Here is an 18,126-nt window from a genome sequence, read left to right on the forward strand (position 1 = left end):
CCGCCACCGGTTTTGCCCCGGTTACGCTTATACGCCTTAAGCTCTTGTTTTTGCGAACGACACGCGCCGTCGGAATAGCGCCGCGAAATCTCTTGTGTCAGATCGCGGCAAACCGCCCGATTTGTTCGCCAGCCGATGGCTCGAATGTCGGGCGACGCCTGCCATGCGGCGCTGCTCAGGGCTTCGGCGAGGCTTGAGGTAGGCAACCACATTGGCCATGTCGAGCAGGTTCCTTGGTCTCAGCCACGGGCAAAGCCGATGAAGTCATCGGGCGCGGCTCGGCCCATCTCCTCTTCCCAGTGCTGGCGGCAGAGCGAGACATAGACGTCCTTGCCGATCGCCACCTGCTCTCCCTGCCTCGCCACCTTGCCGTCGGGACCGAGACGCACGACCATCGTCGCCTTGCGGCCGCAGCGGCAGATGGTGCGCACCTCGCGCAGGTCGTCGGCGATGGCAAGCAGGGCGCGCGACCCGGAAAACAGCTTGCCCTGGAAATCGGTGCGCAGGCCGTAGCACATGACCGGGATGTTCAGCCGGTCGGCGATGCGGGCGAGCTGCCAGACCTGCTCCTCCTCGAGGAACTGCGCCTCGTCGACGAAGATGCAATGCACGGTGGTATGCTCGTGATGCTCGGCGACGCGGGCATAGAGATCGTCGCCGTCGCGGAACATCTCGGCCTCGGCCTCAAGGCCGATGCGCGACGAGATCAGTCCCTTGTCGCCCTTGCGATAATGGCCGGCGACGAACAGCATCGTCGTCATGCCGCGTTCGCGATAGTTGTAGGACGCCTGCAGGAGCATCGTCGTCTTGCCGGCATTCATCGTTGCGTAGTTGAAGTAAAGCTTGGCCATATGGGTCTTTAAGCTCAATTGCCGCGGCGCGGGGAGGGGCGCCGGCTCCTTCCACCAAAAAAGCGATCTCGCCGGAAAGCGCGGCATGTCGCTGAATGGCCAGCGCGCGCCGTTGTTCGTGATGTGGCGCCGCTTGAAACCACATCAAAATGGTGTTTGGCTGACGAAACAAGGCGGGCGCAAGAACCGTGACGTCGCGTCGCCTCGAATTGCAATGGGAGAAAAGTTCATGTCGCGTATGAAATCCTTCGTCGCCGGCCTTGGCCTGGTGGCGCTTCTATCCACGACCGCTGCTTATGCCGGCGATCCGGCAAGCTGCAAGGCCGTGCGTCTGTCCGACGTCGGTTGGACCGACATTCAGGCCACCACCGGGCTAGCCTCGGTGTTGCTCACCGCGCTTGGCTACGAACCGCAAGTGATCCAGCTCTCGGTGCCGGTCACCATGGCGTCGCTGAAGAACAAGGACCTCGATGTCTTCCTCGGCAACTGGATGCCGTCGATGACCAACGACATCAAGGACTACACCGCCGACGGCTCGGTCGAGACGATCAGCACCAACCTGACCGGCGCCGGCTACGGCATCGTGGTGCCGACCTATGTCGCTGACGCCGGCGTCAAGACGCTCACCGATCTCGGCAAGTTCAAGGACAAGTTCAACGGCAAGATCTACGGCATCGAGGCCGGCAATGACGGCAACCGCATCATCCTCGACATGATCAAGAACCCGAAGGACAATCTCGAAGGGTTCGAGCTGGTCGAGTCGTCGGAAGCGGGCATGCTGACGCAGGCCGAGCAGTCGATGAAGAACAATGAATGGATCGCCTTCCTCGGCTGGACGCCGCATCCGGTGATGGGCGCCATGAAGATCACCTATCTCGAAGGCATGGGCGACAGCGGCTTCGGCGCCGCCACCGTCTACACCAACGTGCGCAAGGGCTACACGACCGAGTGCCCGAATGCCGGCAAGTTCATCGCCAACCTGAAGTTCAACCTCGACATGGAAGGCGAGATGATGGACGCGATCCTCAAGGGCGGCGACGCCCAGACGGTCGCCACCGACTGGCTGAAGAAGCATCCGGACGCGATCACTCCCTGGATAGCCGGCGTGACCACCTTCGACGGCGGCGATGCGGCGGCCGCCATCAAGACCGCGCTCGGGAGCTGAGCAAGCTTTGAGTCCGGCATGAACTCCGGAAAAGGGCAGCCACTGGAAAAGGCTGCCCTTTTTCATATGCTGTGAGAGATGACCGTACGGCAATTGCGGCGAAGCCGAGAGGGGAAAGATGGATCCGATTTCGAAATTCCTTACTGATTACAAAATTCCGATCGGGCCATGGGGCAAGGCCTTCTTCGGCTTCCTCACCGACAATTTCGATACCGTCTTTCGGGCCTTCTCAAATGGCCTGAATTTCATCCTTGACGGGGCGGTGGACCTCCTGCTGATGGTGCCGCCGGTGCTGCTGGCCCTGGTCGTTGCCGGCATTGCATGGCTGCTGCAGCGCTCGCGTCCGCTCGCCATCGGCGTGTTCATCGGCCTCATCTTCATCATCAACCAGAATCTCTGGAAACAGACGGTGCAGACGCTGGTCCTCGTGGTCGCGGCCGCCGCGATGGCCATGGCGATCGGCGTGCCGCTCGGCATCTGGGCGGCGCACAAGCCGAAGGTCTATCGCGTCATGCTGCCGGTGCTCGATCTGATGCAGACGTTGCCGACCTTCGTCTACCTGATCCCGGTTCTGACGCTGTTCGGGCTCGGCAACGCGCCCGGCCTCATCGTCACAATCATCTTCGTCATCCCGACCGCGGTGCGGCTGACCCATCTTGGCGTGGTTTCGGTGCCCAAGGCGATCATCGAAGCGGGTGAAGCCTTCGGCGCTACCAAACGCCAGCTCCTGTGGAAGGTGGAACTGCCCTCGGCGCTGCCCACCATCATGGCGGGGCTGACGCAATCGATCATGCTGTCGCTGTCGATGGTGGTGTTCGCCGCCCTGATCGGCGCCGGCGGCCTCGGCACCGAAATCAACCGCGCGCTGGGCTCGCGCCGCATCGACCTAGGACTTGAGGCCGGCCTTGCGATTGTCGTTTTAGCCATCGTGCTCGACCGGATGACCCGCATCGGCGTTGGAGGCAAGAAATGACCGTCGCGGTTGACTTCAAGAATGTCGACATCGTCTTCGGCGCCGACCAGGCCGGCTCGCTGGCGATGATCGACAAAGGCGCCACCCGCGCCGAGATCCTCGAAAAGACCGGCAATGTGTTGGGCTGCGCCGGGGCTAGCCTCACCGTGCATGAGGGCGAGATTTCCGTGCTGATGGGCCTGTCCGGCTCCGGCAAATCGACGCTGCTCAGGGCCGTCAACCGGCTCAACGTCGTGTCGCGCGGCCAGGTGCTGGTCAGGGACGGCGACCGCACGGTCGATGTCGTCACCTGCGACGAGGCGACCTTGAGGCGGCTGCGGCAGAAGCAGGTGGCGATGGTGTTCCAGCAGTTCGGCCTGCTGCCATGGCGCACGGTTGAGGAAAATGTCGGCTTCGGGCTCGAGCTTGCCGGCGTGCCTGAAGCCGAGCGCAAGGCACGGGTGCAGAAGCAGCTCCAACTGGTGCATCTCGACCAATGGTCGAAGAAATACGCGCATGAGCTCTCGGGCGGCATGCAGCAGCGCGTCGGCTTGGCGCGCGCCTTCGCCACCGAGGCGCCGATCCTGTTGATGGACGAGCCGTTCTCGGCGCTCGATCCGCTGATCCGCACCAAGCTGCAGGACGAGCTTCTACAACTCCAGGCCGAGCTGAAGAAGACCATCATCTTCGTCAGCCACGACCTCGAGGAGGCACTGAAGATCGGCAGCCACATCACCATCATGGAAGGCGGGCGCATCGTCCAGACCGGCGCCCCGGAAGACATCGTGCTCAGACCTGCCAACGGCTATGTCCGCGACTTCATCGCCAATGTGAATCCTCTCTCGGTGCTGACGGCGTGGAACGTGATGCGCGACCGCCGCGATCTCGAACACGGCGAGAATGGCTGGGTTTGGCTCGACCGACGCAAGACGACGCGCTTCAAGATCGATGAACACGGCCTGGTGGCGGCGGCCGAACGTGACGGGAAGCCCGCGGTGTGGGTGTCCTGCGCTGATGTCGAGCGCCGGCCGGAGGAGGGGGCCCAGGTGTTCTGGGCCAATCCCGGCACCTCGCTGAAGACGGTGATGCTCGCCATGCACCGCTCGCAGACAGCCCCGGTGGCACTGTTCGACGAAGGCTCGCGCTTCGTCGGCGCGATCGGCATCCGGGACGTGCTGAGCGCGGTGCTCCGGCGATAGGAGTTCGGCCTTTAGATCAAGCATGAAGTGTTCGCTGGCGGGCACCTCATGCTTGTTTTAAACTTGGCCGACAGCCGGGCTGGGCCGCTGGTGTATGGGGCCGATAATGATCTTCCGTCAACTCTTCGATTCCGTTTCGGGCACCTATTCCTATCTGCTCGCCAGCCGCCGCGGCGGCGAGGCGCTGATCATCGATCCGGTGCTGGAGAAGGTTGAGCGCTATCTGCAACTGGTCAATGAGCTCGACCTCAGGCTGGTCAAGGCGGTGGACACGCATCTCCATGCCGACCACATCACCGGTCTCGGTGCGTTGCGCGACAAGACGCATTGCGTGACGGTGATGGGCGAGCAGACCAAGGCCGATGTCGTGTCGATGCGGCTTGCCGACGGCGACAAGCTCGCCATCGAAGGGCTGGCGCTCGACGTCATCTATACGCCTGGCCACACCGACGATTCCTACAGCTTCATCCTGCCGGACCGGGTGTTCACCGGCGATACGCTGCTCATCCGGGGCACCGGCCGCACCGACTTCCAGAACGGCGATCCGCGCCAGCAATATGAATCGATCTTCGGCCGCCTGCTCAAGCTTCCCGACGAGACGCTGATCTTCCCGGCGCATGACTACAAGGGCGAAACGGTGTCGACGATCGGCGAGGAAAAGGCTTTCAACCCGCGCCTGCAGGTGAAGTCGGTCGACGAGTATGTCGACATCATGAACAATCTGAAGCTGTCCAATCCGAAGATGATGGATGTGGCCGTGCCCGCCAACATGCGGGTGGGGCTGCACCAGGACGATATCGCCAGCCGGGGCTGGTCGGTGACCGCCGAACAGGCGCTGGCTCTGGTCGGTCGGCCCGACGTGGCGCTGATCGACCTGCGCGAGCAGTCGGAACGGGAACGCCACGGCGTCATCCCCGGCGCGATCCATCTGCCCTATGCGCGGCTGCAGGAGAACATCGCGGCCGGCGGCATGCTGCATGAGCTGGCGAAATCGACAGCGAAGCAGATCCTGTTCTACTGCGCCTTCGGCGAGCGTTCGGCGATGGCCGTGCAGGCGGCACAGGATGTCGGAATATCGAGCGCCCGCCACATCCAGGGCGGCATCGATGCGTGGAGAAAGGCCAGCGGCCCGCTGGTACACTAGGGTATCGCTAAATCAGTTCAGCCCGATGAGCTTCGCGCCCCTCCGGAACAGGGCTTCACCGTCCCGGTCGAAGCGGAAGGTGGCGATGAAATCGTCTGCGCGATAGTCAGGCCATGTGGTGCGGATCGCGGCGGCAAAATTCTGTGCCTCGTCCCGCCGGCCGGCCAGCGCCAGGCAATGCGCGGCGATCGCCAGGATGATGACATGGGCGTTGGGCCTGGCCGCCGCCTTCAGCGCCCATTCCGCAGCCTCATTGTATTCACCCAGCCGCGCATGGGCCATGGCGCGCGCGCCCATCATGCCGAACAGCAGCGGATCGAAGGGACTGAGATGACGCGAGTGATCCGACGAGCCGATCGCCGATTGCGGATCGCCCGACTGCGAGTGGACAAAGGACAGCGCATAGTGGCCGAGCGCGAAGTTCGGGCTGAGGTCGACGGCCTTTGCCAGCTCGAGCAGCGAGCCGTCCTGCTCGCCGCGCAGCCATAGTGCGCGGCCCATCGCCCAGTGCGCGGCCGGATTACGGTCATCGACCAGAAGGCTGTGGCCGGCGGTTGCGAAAGCCAGTGCCGCCTCCCGGTCTCGATCGCCCCAACGCTGGAAGGCGTTCTGCCAATGGGTGAAGGAAAGCCCGGCATAGGCGCGGGCGAAGGTCGGGTCGAGCTTCAGGGCATCGTTGAAGAACTGCTGCGCCAGTTCGTTTTCCTGGCGGGTGAAGCGGTACATGTGCCAAAGGCCACGATGATAGGCTTCCCACGCATTCAGCGAGTTCGGCGCCTTCAGCATTGCCCGGTTTCGCTCGACGGTCGCGATCTCGTCCGCGATCGACGAGACGATGCTGTTGCCGATATCGTCGATGACGACGAAGATTTCGTCCGGCCTGTGCTCGAAGGTCTCGGTCCAGACGATCCGCGCGGTGCGGACCTCGACGAGCTCGACCGAGACGATGACCCTGCCCGAAAGGCTGCGGACCGAGCCTGTCGCCACATAGTCGACATTCAGTCTGCGCCCGGCATCCTCCGGCGCGATGTCCTTCTCGGCCAGAGCGAAGACCGATCCGCGGGCAATGACGAAGAAATCGCGAAGCTTGGCGAGACGCGTTATGATGTCGTGGGTCAGGCCATCGGCAAGCCCGCCGCGGAAATTGACCGTGCTTTCCGCAAACGGCATCACCGCCAGCGAGGCCCGACGCGACGCGGTGGGTTCGGATTCGACGGCAACGATCGGCGGTTGCGGGGTCACAAAAGTCGGCCCGGATCGGGCGCACGGCGTCGCGCTGGAGTGGCGGGCTTTTATCTCCTGCCACGCTTCCCGCAATGGCGTGAAATCCAGCTCTTCTGAGTGAAACAGCTCCGCCGCGGTCGCAAGATGCTCCTCGCCGGCGCCGATCTGGCCGCGCCGCGCAAGGCTTTCCAGCAGCGCCACATGCGCGCGCCCGTCGAACGGCGCCAGCTCCAGCCATTTGTCCAGATAGGCGCCTGCTTCATCGGCCCCCTGCGGGAGAAGGGCGATGATGTGCTCCAGAACGGCTACATGGCATGAGCTGAAGCGGCGGCGTTGCGCGGTCAGCCAGCTCGAGAAATGCGGGCTCCGATCGAGCTCCAGCCCGTCAAGGAAATCGCCGGCGAAGAGTGGCGCAAGCGCCCGGAGGCGCCCGAGGCTAAGCGTCTCGATCCCTTCGGCAACCGCAGCGGCGGCTTCGACGGCATCGACTTTCGTATCGGCAAGACGAAGCGCCACGGTGTCGCCTTCGGTCTCGATCCTGTGCAGACCCGGTTCGTTGAGGGCGCCGCGAAGCTTGCTCAGGCACCAGCGAAGCTCGCCGCGTGGATCATTGGGCACGTCCCACAGAAGCTCGCAAAGCCGGCTGCGGCTGACGGGATGTGGCGCGAGCGCCAGATAGGCAAGCAGCGCGCGCAGCTTGCGCGAGGAAGGCAACTTAACCGGCTCGCCGTCACGGGCAATCGTCAGTTGCCCAAGCAGTCGCAAGGACAGGCCGGCGGTGGTGTCGTCCAGGCTCGGTCGGGTGGATTCCACGTATATTTCCACGCTCTCTCCAACGCTGACCAGTTGGTCCATGTTCTATCACCAAAGACGACAGGTATCCGGCAGCCCCATTCCGTGCCGGAATGCCGCCGTTGCCGCATTTGCGGCTGGTTCAGCAACCTACCGCGGCAAAGTGTCGAAACCGCGCCGCCGAAGTCGCCGGTCTGTAACCGGCACGTGAGATAGCGAGGAGAAAAGCCCATGTTGCAGCAGTTGAAAATCAGGACCACTGCCGGTCGCGGCCGGCTGTTCGACAGCATTCTGGACACGGTCGGCGACACGCCGGTCATCCGTATCAACAATCTCGGTCCGACCCATGCGACGATCTATGTGAAGGCCGAGTTCTTCAATCCGGCAGCCTCGGTGAAGGACCGGCTGGCGCTCAACATCATCGAGGAAGGCGAGCGCAGCGGCAAGCTGAAGCCGGGCCAGACCGTCGTCGAGGCGACCAGCGGCAACACCGGCATCGGCCTTGCCATGGTCTGCGCGCAGAAGGGCTATCCTCTGGTGGTGACGATGGCCGACAGCTTCTCCATAGAGCGCCGCAAGCTGATGCGCATGCTGGGCGCCAAGGTGGTGCTGACGCCGCGCGCCCAGAAAGGCTTTGGGATGTACAAGAAGGCGGTGGAGCTCGCCGAAGCCAATGGCTGGTTCCTGGCGCGCCAGTTCGAAACGGAAGCCAATGCCGCCATCCACGAGGCGACGACGGCGCGCGAGATCATCAACGATTTCGCGAGCTCGAGGCTCGACGTGCTGGTCACCGGCTATGGCACCGGCGGCACCGTCGCCGGCGTCGGCCGGGTACTGCGCCGCGAGCGGCCGGATGTCCGCATCGTGCTTGCCGAGCCCGCGAACGCTCAGCTTATCGGCAGCGGCAAGACACAGGAGCGCGGCGCGGGCGGCGCGCCGGCCGCCAGCCATCCGGCCTTCGAGCCGCATCCGATCCAGGGCTGGACGCCGGACTTCATCCCCAACGTGCTGCAGGAGGCGATCGACAAGCGCTACTATGACGACGTGGTGCCGATCCCCGGTCCGGAAGGCATCAAATGGGCCAAGGCGCTAGCGCAGCAGGAAGGCATCTTCACCGGCATCTCCGGCGGCGCTACCTTCGCCGTGGCACGCCAAATCGCTGGCACGGCTCCGGCCGGCTCGGTGATCCTGTGCATGCTGCCCGACACCGGCGAGCGCTACATGTCGACGCCGCTCTTCGACGGCATCGAGGCGGAGATGGACGCCGAGGAGACGACGCTGTCGCGCGCGACGCCAAGCTGCCAATTCGAGGCCTAAAGACAACGCGGCGCTGCCGTCCATTCGGATGGCGGCGCCGCACCACGATCTCGCACGACGATCCAGGCAATGATCGCGTGCCTTTGGGGGAGAAGCGGATGGACAGCTTGCAGGAAACGACGGTGATGGAAGAAACCCTCGATCCGTCGGACTGGGCCGATGTGCAGGCCCTGTCGCATCGGATCGTCGACGACGCCATCGGCTATCTCAGGGATGTCCGAGACCGTCCGGTGTGGCGCGAGATGCCCGACGAGGTCCGCGCCTTCTTTTCGGCACCGTTGCCGCGCGAGCCGGCGCCCATCGCCGATGTTTATGGCGACGTCGCCCGCAAGGTGATGGCCTATCCGATGGGCAACATCCATCCGCGTTTCTGGTCCTGGTATATGGGTTCAAGCAATTTCACCGGCGCGCTCGGCGATTTCCTGGCGGCGATCCAGGGCTCGAATCTCGGTGGCGGCAACCATGCCGCCGGGCTCGTGGACAGCCAGGTGGTCGACTGGTGCAAGGAGATGGTCGGCTTTCCGGCCTCGGCCAGCGGCACGCTGGTCAGCGGCGGCTCGATGGCCAACATCATCGGGCTGACCGTGGCGCGCAATGTCAAGGCGGGCGTCGATGTTCGCGAAAGGGGCGTAGGCGCCATCCCAAGACCGTTGCGCTTCTATGCCTCGGACCAGGTCCATTCCTGCCACCGCAAGGCAATGGAAGCGCTCGGCCTCGGCAACCGGGCGATGCAGCGTGTCTCGACGGACGCCAATTTGCGCATCGACGTCGATGCGCTCAAGACGGCCATCGCCGAGGATCGCGCGGCGGGGTTCAAGCCGGCTTGCGTGATCGGCACCGCCGGCACCGTCAACACCGGCGCGATCGACGACCTGCAGGCGCTGGCCGCGCTGGCGGCGGAAGAGGACCTTTGGTTCCATGTCGACGGCTGCATCGGCGCACTGATCGCCATCGCGCCTGAAAACAGATCGCTGGTGGCCGGCATCGAGCAGGCGCATTCCATCGCGCTCGACCCACACAAATGGCTGCATGCGCCGTTCGAGGCGGGCTGCGCGCTGGTTCGCGATGCCTCTGCCCACCGCAACACCTTCGCCGTCACCCCGGAATATCTGGAATCGACCCCGCGCGGCCTCGCCTCCGGGCAATGGCTGCACGACTATGGCCTGCAGACGTCGCGCGGCTTTCGCGCGCTCAAAATCTGGATGGCGCTGAGGGAGCACGGGGCCGAGAAGTTCGGCCGGCTGATCGACCAGAACATCGCCCAGGCCGGTTATCTGACTGAGTTGATCCTTGCCGAGCCGGCGCTCGAGTTGACGGCGCCGACCACCATCAACATCGTCTGCTTCCGTCATCACCTGGACGGCGCATTCGAGGAACGGCTCAAGGCATTCAACACCGAGATCATGCTCAGGCTGCAAGAAGATGGTATCGCCGCCTTGTCGGACACCACGGTACGCGGCCGGCACTGCCTGAGGGTAGCGATCACCAACCACCGGACGCGTCGCGAGGATCTCGATCTCCTGGTGCGCGAGACGCTTCGCATTGGAAAGGAAATCGCGGCCGCGACCGCGGTCTGAAACGAGCCGGGAAGACTCAGCCGGCGGCCAGCGGCGCACCGGGCAGATAAAGCGCGATCGGACGGATTTCGTAGACCGCGGTGGGGTTGACGCGCTTGAGATCGCGCGCCACCGCGATCGCCTCGTCCTGGTTCGCGCAATCGAGGACATAGAGGCCGAGCAACTGCTCCTTGGTCTCGGCAAAGGGACCGTCGATCACCATGCCGGCGCCCGGACCGCGCAGCGTGACCGCTTTCGCGGTCTCGCCCAGCCTGGCCGCGGGCCCGAGCTTGCCGGCGCGTGTCAGCCTGTCGTTGATCTCGAGCAGATCTTTCATGAGGGCTGCATCCTCGTCAGGCGTCCAAGACTGGACGGTCTCTTCGGCGTGATAGGCAAGGATCGCGTAGAACATGGTTCGGTTCCTCGTGCATGACCCCGAAAATCGGAATCGATTTTTGCGTCGCTGACCTTCGGTTCGGAAAGGATCATGCACCAAATTGAATCGCTACAGCATCCTTTGCGCGTCCACGAGGACGCGCGGCGCTGTAGAGCGTGCCGCACTATCACAAGGATGGCGCGGCTGATCCAGTCCCGGCAGCAGTCGGGAAAACGCCTGCTGACTCAAGCTGCCAGCGGCAGGCGCAACTCCGTCAGCAGGCCGCCGCCGGGATGGTTGGCAAGGCTGATCTCGCCGCCGGCGCCGCGGGCGATGTTACGGGCAATGGTGAGGCCGAGGCCAAGGCCGCCGGTCTCGCGGTTGCGCGACTGTTCGAGGCGCACGAAGGAGGCGAACACCTGATCGAGCTTGGCCTGCGGAATGCCCGGACCTTCGTCGCGGATGCTGAGCGTGATGGTGTCGCCCGAGCGTCGCACGCCGATATGCGCCTTCTTGCCGTAGGTGACCGCGTTCTGGACGAGATTGGTGATGCAGCGGCGCAGCGCCACCGGCCGTGCGATGCAGATCAGGCCGCGCGATGGCTTGGCGTCCTCTTCGAACGAAGCGTCCTCGAATGCGTCGGCGACCGATTCCACCAGCGACCAGAAATCGATTCGCTCGGCCTTTTCCTCCGTGACCTCGAATTTGGCGAAGTCGATCACCGAGCTGGCGATGCTTTCGATGTCGGCGAGGTCGTGTGCGAGCGCCTCGCGCGCCGCCGATTTGCGCAGCAATTCGAGCCGCAGACGCATCCTGGTCAGCGGCGTGCGCAGATCATGTGCCAGCGCCGCCGCGAGGTGCTCGCGGTCCTCGACATAGTCGCGCAGGCGCATCTGCATGGCGTTGACCGCCTTTGCCGCGGCGCGGATCTCGCGGCTGCCGGTCTCGGCGATCGGCGGGCTTTTCAGGTCTTTGCCGATCCGGTTCACCGCTGTCTCCATCATCCGATAGGGCGCTGTCAGTCGGCGCAGCGACCAGATCGACATCACCACGACCAGCCCGGCGATCAGCGAATAGAGCGGCAGACTGTCGACGCTGAGGATCGGCCCGGCAGGCGTGATCGGCTCGGTGAAGTTCAGCCACTGACCGTCGGAAAAACGCAGCGACGCCGTCAGCTTGTCGCTCTGGGCAAAATCGGCGGCCAGCACCAACAGATCGCGCTCGACCTGGCCGACATCCTTGTTCATCACCTGGCCGTCCGGAGCATCGGCTTCCTGCGTTGCCGGGTCGCGCCGCACGCGCGCGTCGGTGATGCCGAACTTGGACAGGCGGCCGACCAGGATGTCCTCCAGCTCGGCAAGCTGGTCATCGCCGGCGATCGAAGAGGTGACGGCAGGGGTGTCCGAAACGGTCAGCGCATACGTGGCATTGAACAGGCCGGATGCGGTCGCCTTGCGCTCCTCGGGCGTAGCGTCGTGCATCAGCTGCACCAGCGAATAGGCGCGGTCGTTCAGCCGATAGAGGTCGACCACGTCGTTGGCCGCGACACGATCGCGCGAGACGATATAGAGGGTCGCGACCTGGCTGATCATCAGGCCGGCAATGACGATGAGCAACACCCAGACGGGCAGGGTTTGCGGCAGGAAGCGTCTCATTCGGAGGTCGTTTCGGGCAGAAACTGATAGCCGCCGCTGCGCACGGTCAAGATCAGCTTCGGCGTCTTCGGGTCGTCCTCCATCTTGCGCCGCAAGCGGCTCACCAGGATGTCGACGCTGCGGTCGAAGCTGTAGCCGGTGTCGCCGCCCGAAAGCTCGATGAGCTGCTCGCGGGTGAGCACGCGCTGCGCGCTCTTGACGAAGGTCTGCAGCAGGTTGAACTCCGCCATCGTCAGCTCCACCCGCACGTCGTCGGGCGCGGTCAGCCGGCGGCGCGAGCAATCCATGGTCCAGCCGGCAAAGCGGTAGATCTGCTTGCTGGCGGGCCGGCGCGGCTCGGCCGTGCCGTTGCGCCTCAGCACCGCGCGGATGCGGGCGAGCAATTCGCGCGGATCGAAGGGTTTCGGCACATAGTCGTCCGCGCCCATCTCGAGGCCGACGACGCGGTCCGTCGTCTCGGTCACGGCGGTCAGCATGATGATCGGCGTCGTGTAGTTCGCGCGGATCTCGCGGCAAAGCTCCAGCCCGCTTTTTCCCGGCAGCATCACGTCGAGGATGATCAGGTCGACCTGCGCGCGGCGCAGGATCGCCTCCATCTCGGTGCCGTCGGCGGCCACCGTCGTATGCAGGCCCCGCTTCTGGAAGAATTCCTGAAGCAGGTCCCGTATGCCCTTGTCGTCGTCGACGATCAGTATGTGTGCGTCGGATTTCACGAGAACCCTGTTATGCTGGTAGCCAAGCCGGCCCTTCTCAAATCACCCACACGATAGAATTCGGGCCACATCTTGGCCAGTGGCGGCGATGCGGCATGGATTGGCTTCCTCAGAAACAATCCAGAAACAAAATTCTACAATCGGGAAAAACTCGTGAAAAATTTCAACGGCATAACCGGTGTCGTGGCGGTCAGGTCATCGGCTGCGACGCAAGTTTCCGGAGTAACGGGCAAGACCGATGCAGAGGTTCTGGATCAGCGTGATGGGTGCTTTGCTCAGCATGTCGCTCATCACAGCCGCGGTCGGGGCCTCCAACGCAAAGGTAACGCCGCTGACCCGGACCGAGCGCTGCACCAATCTCAACCGTCAAGTTGACGAAGCCCTCGAAACCCATGCCGCGGCAACGCAGGTCACCGCGGCGAAGGCACTTCAAAGAAAGGGAAACCGGTTCTGCGCCGCCAAGAAACAGGCACAGGGCATCCGGATGCTCGCAAACGCTTTGAAGCTGCTTGGAGTGACACCGATCGATCCGGTTCAGTGACGCTCGACTCCTCGACCCGCATGAAAAAGGAAATGAAGCCATGAAAAAGTCCCTCCTCTCCGCCCTCGGCCTCGCTGTTGCTCTCGCCTTCTCGATGCCGGCTCTCGGCAACGCCGCCGCCACGACGACCGCCGCTCCGGCCGCTTCGACCACGACCACGGCTCCGGCCGCTGCTGCTCCGGCGAAGACCGCTCCGAAGAAGGTTGCCGCGAAGAAGGTCTGCAAGGTGACCAAGACCCACAAGTGCCCGGTCAAGAAGGCCCCGAAGAAGGCCGCGAAGAAGTCCTGATCCAGGCTTCGGTCCTGATCTTTCAAGACCGCTCCGGCCGAAACCGGCCGGGGCGGCTTCCTGCGGCCGAACGCTGACACCGGCAGCTTCCGCCGCGCCACTCCCCATCCTTAACCCGATCGCAATGCCGGTGCCGTAGGACAATCCGCATGAAGAAGCGGCTTTCGTCCCTGATGCGCTCGCTGGCCCTCGGCGGCTTGGTTGCCACCGCGGCGGCAAGAGCGTTGATCATCTTCACAGCCAGCCCAGTGCCGGATCCCGCCAGCGGCAGGACCGAGCCGGAGCTTTTCGCGCCGGCGATCTCATCGAGCTTCGACTACATCACGCCGGCACAGAGCTGGATCCTGATCGTGCTGACGGGCGCAATGCTGATCGGCTTCGTCGCCTGGATGATTGCCGCCTTCATGGAGCGCGGTACCAACATGGACGACGGCGGCTCCGGCAGATCGGGCGCCGCGATGCGCCGCACGGTCGGGCGGCAGGGCCGTTGAACGGCAAGCACCGCTTTCCCACATAAAGCCGAGTGTCCGCTCCTACAAGCGAGGCTATTTTCGCGCAGTTCCGAACGGAAAACCGCTAGGCACTTTCCTGGAATTGCTTTGGTTCCCAATTGGCGGATTCCGATGCCTGAAACTGTCCTCAAACCGCGCACCAGGACGCAGCCGAAGACCGAGCGGCCAAAGCTCCACAAGGTTATCCTAGTCAATGACGACTTCACGCCGCGCGAGTTCGTGGTGACGGTGCTTAAAGGCGAATTCAAACTCAGCGAGGATCAGGCGCATCGCGTCATGATCACGGCGCATACGCGCGGCGTCTGCGTGGTCGCCGTCTTCACGCGCGACGTCGCCGAGACCAAGGCCGCACGGGCAACCGACGCCGGCAAAGCCAAGGGCTATCCGCTGCTGTTCACGACCGAGCCGGAAGAGTAGGGCGGCTCTCCTCTCCTTCTCCTCTTGTGGGTTCCTTGTGGGAGAAGGTGGATCGGCGCGCAGCACCGAGCCGGATGAGGGGTGCTCCAGCCGGACGGCCGCTTACCCCTCACCCGGATTGCCATCCGATTTGTGAAGGACAATCGGGGCAATCCGACCTCTCCCACAAGGGGAGAGGTGAAAGTGCTACCGCCCTTCGCGGTACCACATCGAGCCGATCGCCAGCAGCAGCAGGCCGAGGCCGAGGAAGCCGCCGAACAGCGGCATGCGCGAAACGGCCTTGAGGGTGCTGTCGTTGGTGGTGCGGAGCCCGATCCAGTCGTTGCCCGATGCCGCGCCCGAGGAGCGCACCGGCACGATCGAAGGCAGCGCCACACCGCCGGCAAGATTGCCAAGCATGGAGGATGGCGCGAGCCGGCGCACGCTGCCCCCGGTCGCTTCGGCCGGCGTCTTAAGCCTGTCTTCGGTGGAAACGACATCGGAGAATTCCGGTGCGTTGATCGGGCCGACATGGGCGAGCGCGGTCAGGTCGCCATTGCCGACCTGATAGAGGCCGATCTCGCTGGTCTGCAGGCTGCCCGTGAAAATCCCTGGTTCGGCTTTTTCCAGCTTGACCGTCATCGTCTTGCCGGAAGGCGTGATCACCTGGGCGGGGCCGGGATCGTCGCTCATCGTCTGGCGCCTTATTTCCAGCACCATGCCGCGGCCGTCGGCGGTCAGCCGTTCTTCTTCAAGCTCGGGTTCCTTCATCAGCCAATGGGCGATGCGCCGGTAGAGCTGGACATGCGGCCCGCCGCCCTCGAAGCCGCGCGCCCATAGCCAGCCCTGGTCCGAAAGCAGCATGCCGACCCGGCCTTCGCCCTTGCGGTCGAGCACAAGCAGGGGGCGGTCGTCGGCCCCTTTCATCACCACCTCGCCCTCGGGATTCTTGACGCCGATGGTGCGGAACCAGCGGCTCCAGTGCGGCGGATCGGTGGCGGAGCCCTCGAGCCCGCGCGTTACCGGGTGACGCTGCCCGAGATCGGTCAGGCGCGGATAGAAGCCCTTGTCGACGACCTCGCCGCTCGGCATCGCAGGCAGGGCCGACATCAGCGGCGTGCGGGCAATGGAGCTTTCGCCGGCATATTCGGGGCCGGCGGCGATCAGCAGCGCGCCACCTTTTTCGACATATTCGGAGATGTAGTCGTAATAGAGGATCGGCAGCACGTCGCGGTGCTGATAGCGGTCGAAGATGATCAGATCGAAATCCTTGATCTTCTCGACGAACAGTTCGCGCGTCGGGAAGGCGATCAGCGAGAGCTCGTTGATCGGCGTGCCGTCCTGCTTTTCCGGCGGGCGCAGAATCGTGAAGTGGACGAGGTCGACCGACGCGTCGGATTTCAAAAGGTTGCGCCAGGTGCGCTCGCCGGCATGCGGTTCGCCGGAGACCAGAAGCACGCGCAGATGATCGCGGATGCCGTCGACCAGCGCGATGGCCCGGTTGTTTGCGTCGGTCAGTTCGCCCGGCTCGTGATCGATCGAAAGCTGGACGATGTTGCGGCCGGCGTTGGGGATGGTGACCTCAAGCTTCATCGGCTGGCCGATGGTCGCATGCTCGACCGAGACCTGCTCGCCATTGACCGAGACCCGGACGTCGACCGGGCCGCCCTGGCCTTCCGTGGAAATGACCCGATAGCTCATGTCGAGCGGCTTGCCAACGAGGCCGAAGCGCGGCGCGTTCTCGAAGCGGATGCGGCGGTCCTTTTCGTGCTCGCTGCCGGTGATCAGCGCATGCAGCGGCGCGTTGAACTCCGAAGCGCCGGCCGGCGCGTCATGCACTTCGCCATCGGTGATCATGATCGCGCCGCCGATGCGCGAGGGCGGCACGTCGCGGAAAGCGCTTTCCAGCGCGCCGAACAGCTTGGTTTCGGTGCGCTCGTCGGCGGCCTCGGACTTGCCGGCGTCGACCACGCGGACGTCGAATTGCTTGAATCGGCCGAGGCGCTCCTGAAGGCCCGCCAGCGCCTCGTCGGTCTGCTTGGTGCGGTCGCCGATGTCCTGGCTCTGGCTGCGGTCGACGATGACGGCGACGACGCTCTTCAACGCCTCGCGTTCCTCGTCGAGGAAAACGGGATTGAGCAGCGCAGCACCCAGCGCGAGCAGGGCGATGAAGCGCAGGACAGAGCCGCGCTGGCGGTACCACAGGCCGGCCAGCGCGAGCAGCAGCAGCGGCACGATGACAAGCCCGAACAGCGGCCAGGAAACGAGCGGCTCGAAGGAGATCGACCAGTTCATGACCTACTGCCCCAGCCGCTCGAGCAGGACGGGCACGTGCACCTGATCGGATTTGTAGTTGCCGGTCAGCATGTACATCATGATGTTGACGCCGGCGCGCAGCGCGTAGACGCGCTGCATCGGATCCGGCGGCACGGTCGGCAGCATCGGATCGCCGTTCTCGTCGACCGCCCAGGCGCCGGCGAAATCATTGCCGGTGATCATGATCGGCGACACGCCGTCGCCGGTGCGCACGGGACGGTTCTCGGTATTGCTGGCGTCGAGCGAGGCCTCGACCCAGAGTGGGCTGCCGTTGAAGCGGCCGGGAAACTCGGGAAGGATGAAGAAGGACTTCGTCAGCACGTGGTCCGACGGTACCGGCTCCAGCGGCGGCACGTTGAGATTGGCGAGGATGTCGCGCAGCCGCTCGGTGGCCGGGCTTGCCGAGCCGGCGCCGATGCCGTTGGAGAACTGGTCGCGCGTGTCGAAGAGAACCGTGCCGCCCTGCTGCATATAGGCATCGAGGCGGGCGATTGCGGCTTCGCTGGGCATCGGCGCGGTGGCGTCGATCGGCCAATAGATCAGCGGATAGAAGGCCAGCTCGTCCTTGGCTATGTCGACGCCCGCCGGCGGGCCGGGTTCCAGCGCCGTCTTCTCGATCAGGAATCGGGTGAGGCCCTCGAGGCCAGCGCGGCTGATCGAATCGACGCCGGGCTCGCCAGTGATGACATAGGCGATGCGGGTTTTCGAAATGTCCTCGATCGCTTGGGAATCGCCGGGCTTCGAATCATCTGCGCGGGCAAGGTCTGCGTGGCCGAAGAGCCCGCCGAGCACGATCAGCACGGCAGCGGCGGTCGCCGCGGCGCGGCGTGGCCGGCGCGACAACAGCCCACCCATCCAGAATACGGCAAGCGTGTCGAGCACCATCAGCAAGAGGGCCAATGTGACCAGCGGGCCTTTCAGGTTCTCCGCTCTCCGATTCGTCGAAGGCGTAGGGAATGGCGGTCACCGGCAGCGAGATCTGCGGCCGAGCAAGCGGCGTAAACGTGCTGGAGGCGTTGAGCAGGTTGTGCGCGAAGACGCCCGTTTCCGAGCCATAGAGGCCAGGCGGGTTCTCCAGCGTCACCGGCAGCGGGCCGGCGGCGGGCACGAGCGGCCGCGCATCGGGCG

17 protein-coding genes and 1 pseudogene are annotated in these 18,126 nt (G+C 64.4%); 10 read left to right on the forward strand and 8 right to left on the reverse strand.

Annotated elements, in window-relative coordinates; translation table 11 throughout:
* Together DH10_RS36390 and DH10_RS26650 are read right to left on the reverse strand one after the other, a co-directional pair.
* Positions 1-212: hypothetical protein (locus DH10_RS36390; protein ID WP_210327860.1), on the reverse strand; the 212-nt coding region annotated here is incomplete at its 3' end.
* A gap of 27 nt (positions 213-239) precedes the next feature.
* Positions 240-851, reverse strand: a complete 612-nt coding sequence (locus tag DH10_RS26650; protein WP_192249877.1) for a thymidine kinase — start codon at positions 849-851, stop codon at positions 240-242.
* A gap of 229 nt (positions 852-1,080) precedes the next feature.
* Between DH10_RS26650 and DH10_RS26655 the strand changes: the two genes are divergently transcribed.
* From DH10_RS26655 to DH10_RS26670, 4 genes are all read left to right on the forward strand, one after another.
* Positions 1,081-2,016 carry a choline ABC transporter substrate-binding protein gene (locus tag DH10_RS26655; protein ID WP_192249874.1) on the forward strand — a complete coding sequence of 312 codons (936 nt, stop codon included), beginning with the start codon at positions 1,081-1,083 and terminating at the stop codon, positions 2,014-2,016.
* A 118-nt stretch (positions 2,017-2,134) separates the two neighbouring features.
* Positions 2,135-2,989, forward strand: coding sequence for a choline ABC transporter permease subunit (choW, locus tag DH10_RS26660; protein WP_192249871.1), 855 nt, complete (start codon positions 2,135-2,137; stop codon positions 2,987-2,989).
* Entirely contained in the window at positions 2,986-4,167 is a 1,182-nt protein-coding gene (gene choV, locus DH10_RS26665; RefSeq protein ID WP_192249868.1) for a choline ABC transporter ATP-binding protein, read from the forward strand. The genes choW and choV overlap by 4 nt, the downstream gene beginning before the upstream one ends.
* 106 nt (positions 4,168-4,273) lie before the next feature.
* Positions 4,274-5,311 (forward strand): MBL fold metallo-hydrolase, encoded by a 1,038-nt coding sequence (locus DH10_RS26670; RefSeq protein ID WP_192249864.1) that lies wholly within the window; start codon positions 4,274-4,276, stop codon positions 5,309-5,311.
* Between the two features lie 12 nt (positions 5,312-5,323).
* On the opposite strand, the gene DH10_RS26675 is transcribed toward DH10_RS26670, so the two are convergent.
* The gene (locus DH10_RS26675; RefSeq protein ID WP_192249861.1) at positions 5,324-7,390 is read right to left on the reverse strand and encodes a BTAD domain-containing putative transcriptional regulator; all 2,067 of its coding nucleotides are present in this window, start codon (positions 7,388-7,390) and stop codon (positions 5,324-5,326) included.
* Positions 7,391-7,558: 168 nt separating this feature from the next.
* On the opposite strand from DH10_RS26675, the gene DH10_RS26680 reads away from it, so the two are divergent.
* Positions 7,559-8,644 (forward strand): PLP-dependent cysteine synthase family protein, encoded by a 1,086-nt coding sequence (locus tag DH10_RS26680; protein ID WP_192385544.1) that lies wholly within the window; start codon positions 7,559-7,561, stop codon positions 8,642-8,644.
* Between the two features lie 98 nt (positions 8,645-8,742).
* Positions 8,743-10,221: a pyridoxal phosphate-dependent decarboxylase family protein gene (locus DH10_RS26685; RefSeq protein ID WP_192249858.1), complete on the forward strand. Its 1,479-nt coding sequence runs from the start codon at positions 8,743-8,745 to the stop codon at positions 10,219-10,221.
* Between the two features lie 16 nt (positions 10,222-10,237).
* Here the strand turns inward: DH10_RS26685 and DH10_RS26690 are convergent, their stop codons facing one another.
* The 3 genes from DH10_RS26690 to DH10_RS26700 form a co-directional block, all read right to left on the reverse strand.
* Positions 10,238-10,612, reverse strand: coding sequence for a YciI family protein (locus DH10_RS26690; protein WP_192249854.1), 375 nt, complete (start codon positions 10,610-10,612; stop codon positions 10,238-10,240).
* Positions 10,613-10,821: 209 nt separating this feature from the next.
* Complete coding sequence (locus DH10_RS26695; RefSeq protein ID WP_192249850.1) at positions 10,822-12,231, reverse strand: ATP-binding protein; 1,410 nt, start codon at positions 12,229-12,231, stop codon at positions 10,822-10,824.
* Positions 12,228-12,944 (reverse strand): response regulator, encoded by a 717-nt coding sequence (locus DH10_RS26700; protein ID WP_192249847.1) that lies wholly within the window; start codon positions 12,942-12,944, stop codon positions 12,228-12,230. Before DH10_RS26700 ends, DH10_RS26695 begins: the two co-directional genes overlap by 4 nt.
* A 238-nt stretch (positions 12,945-13,182) precedes the next feature.
* Between DH10_RS26700 and DH10_RS26705 the strand changes: the two genes are divergently transcribed.
* The 4 genes from DH10_RS26705 (at position 13,183) to clpS (ending at position 14,703) form a co-directional block, all read left to right on the forward strand.
* Positions 13,183-13,485: a hypothetical protein gene (locus tag DH10_RS26705; RefSeq protein ID WP_066994286.1), complete on the forward strand. Its 303-nt coding sequence runs from the start codon at positions 13,183-13,185 to the stop codon at positions 13,483-13,485.
* Positions 13,486-13,525: 40 nt separating this feature from the next.
* A complete protein-coding gene (locus tag DH10_RS26710; RefSeq protein ID WP_192249844.1) occupies positions 13,526-13,774 on the forward strand; it encodes a hypothetical protein in 249 nt (82 codons plus the stop codon).
* 149 nt (positions 13,775-13,923) lie between these two features.
* The gene (locus tag DH10_RS26715; RefSeq protein ID WP_192249841.1) at positions 13,924-14,265 is read left to right on the forward strand and encodes a hypothetical protein; all 342 of its coding nucleotides are present in this window, start codon (positions 13,924-13,926) and stop codon (positions 14,263-14,265) included.
* Between the two features lie 132 nt (positions 14,266-14,397).
* Positions 14,398-14,703: an ATP-dependent Clp protease adapter ClpS gene (gene clpS, locus DH10_RS26720; RefSeq protein WP_192249838.1), complete on the forward strand. Its 306-nt coding sequence runs from the start codon at positions 14,398-14,400 to the stop codon at positions 14,701-14,703.
* Positions 14,704-14,889: 186 nt separating this feature from the next.
* On the opposite strand, the gene DH10_RS26725 is transcribed toward clpS, so the two are convergent.
* The gene (locus tag DH10_RS26725; RefSeq protein WP_192249834.1) at positions 14,890-16,977 is read right to left on the reverse strand and encodes a hypothetical protein; all 2,088 of its coding nucleotides are present in this window, start codon (positions 16,975-16,977) and stop codon (positions 14,890-14,892) included.
* 3 nt (positions 16,978-16,980) lie between these two features.
* Positions 16,981-18,126, reverse strand: a pseudogene (locus tag DH10_RS26730) (DUF4159 domain-containing protein); the annotation flags it as partial.

Source organism: Mesorhizobium silamurunense (genome assembly GCF_014843825.1).
GTDB classification, from domain to species: domain Bacteria; phylum Pseudomonadota; class Alphaproteobacteria; order Rhizobiales; family Rhizobiaceae; genus Mesorhizobium; species Mesorhizobium silamurunense.